The organism is Pseudomonas neuropathica (genome assembly GCF_015461835.1).
Taxonomy (GTDB): Bacteria; Pseudomonadota; Gammaproteobacteria; order Pseudomonadales; family Pseudomonadaceae; genus Aquipseudomonas; species Aquipseudomonas neuropathica.
The window spans coordinates 1-3,165 of the sequence record NZ_JACOPX010000035.1; the positions used below are offsets into that span (position 1 = coordinate 1).

A 3,165-nucleotide genomic window follows, 5' to 3' on the forward strand; every position below is an offset into this window, starting at 1 on the left:
CAGTGAAACGATGCATCGCCGATGGTAGTGTGGGGTTTCCCCATGTGAGAGTAGGTCATCGTCAAGATTAAATTCCGAAACCCCAATTGCGAAAGCAGTTGGGGTTTTGTTTTGCCCGCAGGAAAAGCATCTGCTTGATTTCTATGCAACAGCCCGGGTCATGGATATTATTCGGGCCTCATTGTGAGGGCGAGACCTGCATGTTGACGTTGTTGAACCTTCTGAAAGATGGCCGATTCCATTCTGGTCAGGATCTTGGCGCCGCCTTGGGAATAAGTCGAAGTGCGGTATGGAAACAGCTTCAGCATCTTGAGGCCGAACTTGGCTTGTCCATTCATAAAGTGCGAGGGCGGGGCTATCAATTGGCTGCGCCATTGACGCTACTCGACTCTCGGGCAATATCGGCAATGGCGCCAGATTGGCCGGTGATGGTCTTGGATTCGGTCGACTCGACAAACGCTGAGGCCTTGCGGGCGATTGGCCAAGGTAGTTTGGCGCCCTTTTTGGTGCTCGCGGAGCGCCAAGTCTCTGGTCGTGGGCGAAGAGGTCGCAAGTGGGTAAGTCCCTTTGCAGAGAATCTTTATTACAGTCTTGTCCTGCGTATTGATGGCGGAATGCGCCAGCTCGAGGGCTTGAGTCTTGTTGTTGGGTTGGCTGTCTTGCAGGCTCTGAGAAACTTTGGAGTGCCAGGTGCGGGATTGAAGTGGCCCAACGATGTCTTGGTTGGTAACAAGAAGATCGCCGGCATTCTCCTCGAGCTCGTTGGTGATCCGGCAGACGTTTGCCATGTGGTGCTGGGTATTGGTGTAAATGTGAACATGCAATCGGCTGATGAAGTTGGCCAGCAATGGACTTCTATTCGGCTTGAGTCAGGTAGAAGTACTGATCGTAACTCCCTGGTTGCTGAGCTTAGTAAGCAGTTAAGCGTTTACATCCGGCACCATCAAGTGGATGGTTTTTCGGCTCTCCAGGCGGAATGGGAGGCGAATCATTTGTGGCAGGATCGCTCTGTCTCATTGATTGCGGGTTCCAGTCAGATAGATGGTGTTGTGCTCGGAATCGATAGTCAGGGTGCGCTGCGCCTGAAGGTGGATGGCGTGGAAAAAGTCTTTAGTGGTGGTGAGCTCAGCCTGAGGTTGCGTGATGATTCTTGAGCTCGACTGTGGGAACAGCTTTATTAAGTGGCGAGTACTGAAGGCTGCGCTTGGCGCTGTCTTTTCCGAAGGGGTTGTCGACTCTGATCTGGCATTGCTAGACAGTTTGAAAGCTCTCAATGGGCTTGCGCTTCGTAAGTGCCGCGTGGTCAGTGTCAGGACTGCGGAGGAGACTGATGCCTTGATCGCTATTATCGAGCGTGAGTTTGGTATTTCGGTGGTGTGCGCGAAGCCCGCACGTGAAATGTCCGGCGTCAAAAACGGTTATGAAGAGTACGAGCGTCTAGGGCTGGATCGATGGCTGGCCATGCTTGGCGGGTTTCATCTCGCAGCAGGCGGCGCTTGCCTGGTGCTTGATTTCGGTACGGCGGTGACTGCGGATTTTATTGCTGCGGGTGGTGAGCATCTGGGGGGGTTCATTTGTCCCGGAATGCCTTTGATGCGAAATCAGTTGCGTACGCATACCCGTAAGATTCGCTATGGAGATCTGGCGGCTGAGCGCGCGCTGTCAAGCGACGCGCCTGGGCGGACCACCGTTGAGGCAGTGGAGCGCGGGTGTTCATTGATGTTGCGAGGTTTCGTATTGACACAGTTGGAACTGGCGCGCTCTTACTGGAGAGAAGACTTCGCAGTCTTTATAACTGGGGGGGATGCTGAATTGGTTGCAGGTGTCGCCCCTGAGGCCCGAGTCGTTCCTGACCTGGTGTTTGTGGGGTTGGCTATGGCGTGTCCTTTTTCCTGAGGTTTGTATGCGTTGGTTGTTCCTCCTGCTTCTTGTTCTTAATATTTTCTATTATGTCTGGCATCAGCAGGAGGCGCCCTTGCGGGCGAAGGATGTAACGCCTCTTAGTTTGTATCGAGGTTCCCAGCAAGACATTCGCTTGCTCAGCGAAACAACGGGCAATGTTCGAGAGGGGCAGGGAGGGCGTCGGCAAGAGTGTCTGTTCCTTGGTGGTTTTTCTCGACAGGAGTCGATTACAGCGCTCCAGCAGCGTTTGGCTGAAATGGGAGTCGATGTAAAATCTTCGTCGAGGGATGCTTCTGGGGCTGGTTATTGGTTGTCTGTTTCGCCTCAGGGCCAGCGTTTGCTGGGGGATGCCCAGCTCCAAAACCTTTCCAACGAATTCAATGAGTTAAAACATAAAATAATGCTGTGTGAGGGGGTTGCACCTGCTGAATAGTTTGCATAGAATGGCGCCCGCTCCACAGCGAAGACCTAAGTAGGTATTCAAAATGAAGCGATGTCAACGCAGCTAACCTCAGGTTTTTAAATGAGAAAATGCTTGACAGGGGTTTGGCATAGTATAGAATGCCGGCCTGATTAGGAGGGGTTCCCGAGCGGCCAAAGGGATCAGACTGTAAATCTGACGTCTACGACTTCGAAGGTTCGAATCCTTCTCCCTCCACCAGATTTAAGCGTGAGCTGCAGGCTCCGCGGGTATAGTTTAGTGGTAGAACCTCAGCCTTCCAAGCTGATGATGCGGGTTCGATTCCCGCTACCCGCTCCAAGTTTGCAGGTTGTGCAAAGTGTTTTGCTCTTGTAGCTCAGTTGGTAGAGCACACCCTTGGTAAGGGTGAGGTCAGCGGTTCAAATCCGCTCAAGAGCTCCATATAACAAGGCAGATATGAAAATATCTGCCTTTGTTTTAATGGTTGATATTGTTTGTCTAATTTCTTCTGTTGAGGGTGATATCGATGGCTAAGGAAAAATTTGATCGTTCCCTGCCCCACGTCAACGTTGGGACCATTGGTCACGTTGACCACGGTAAAACCACTCTGACTGCTGCTCTGACTCGCGTTTGCTCGGAAGTTTTCGGTTCCGCAATCGTTGACTTCGACAAGATCGACAGTGCACCAGAAGAAAAAGCTCGCGGTATCACCATTAACACCGCACACGTTGAGTACAACTCGAAGATCCGTCACTACGCTCACGTTGACTGCCCAGGTCACGCTGACTATGTGAAGAACATGATCACCGGTGCTGCTCAGATGGACGGCGCTATTCTGGTTT

4 protein-coding genes and 3 tRNA genes are annotated in these 3,165 nt (G+C 52.1%); all 7 read left to right on the top strand.

Going from position 1 to position 3,165, the window contains the following annotated elements; all coding sequences use genetic code 11:
• Positions 1-200: 200 nt before the first annotated feature.
• Positions 201-1,154, top strand: coding sequence for a bifunctional biotin--[acetyl-CoA-carboxylase] ligase/biotin operon repressor BirA (gene birA / locus H8F23_RS28550; protein ID WP_194936557.1), 954 nt, complete (start codon positions 201-203; stop codon positions 1,152-1,154).
• Positions 1,144-1,896, top strand: a complete 753-nt coding sequence (locus H8F23_RS28555; protein ID WP_186621704.1) for a pantothenate kinase — start codon at positions 1,144-1,146, stop codon at positions 1,894-1,896. The genes birA and H8F23_RS28555 overlap by 11 nt, the downstream gene beginning before the upstream one ends.
• Positions 1,897-1,903: 7 nt before the next feature.
• Positions 1,904-2,335, top strand: coding sequence for a hypothetical protein (locus H8F23_RS28560; RefSeq protein WP_194936558.1), 432 nt, complete (start codon positions 1,904-1,906; stop codon positions 2,333-2,335).
• A gap of 143 nt (positions 2,336-2,478) precedes the next feature.
• A tRNA-Tyr gene (locus tag H8F23_RS28565) sits at positions 2,479-2,563 on the top strand.
• Positions 2,564-2,588: 25 nt separating this feature from the next.
• Positions 2,589-2,662: transfer RNA gene (locus H8F23_RS28570), tRNA-Gly, on the top strand.
• A 26-nt stretch (positions 2,663-2,688) separates the two neighbouring features.
• Positions 2,689-2,764, top strand: a tRNA-Thr gene (locus H8F23_RS28575).
• A gap of 85 nt (positions 2,765-2,849) precedes the next feature.
• Positions 2,850-3,165, top strand: a 316-nt coding sequence (locus H8F23_RS28580) for a GTP-binding protein (protein WP_228759421.1), incomplete at its 3' end; no start/stop codon positions are given.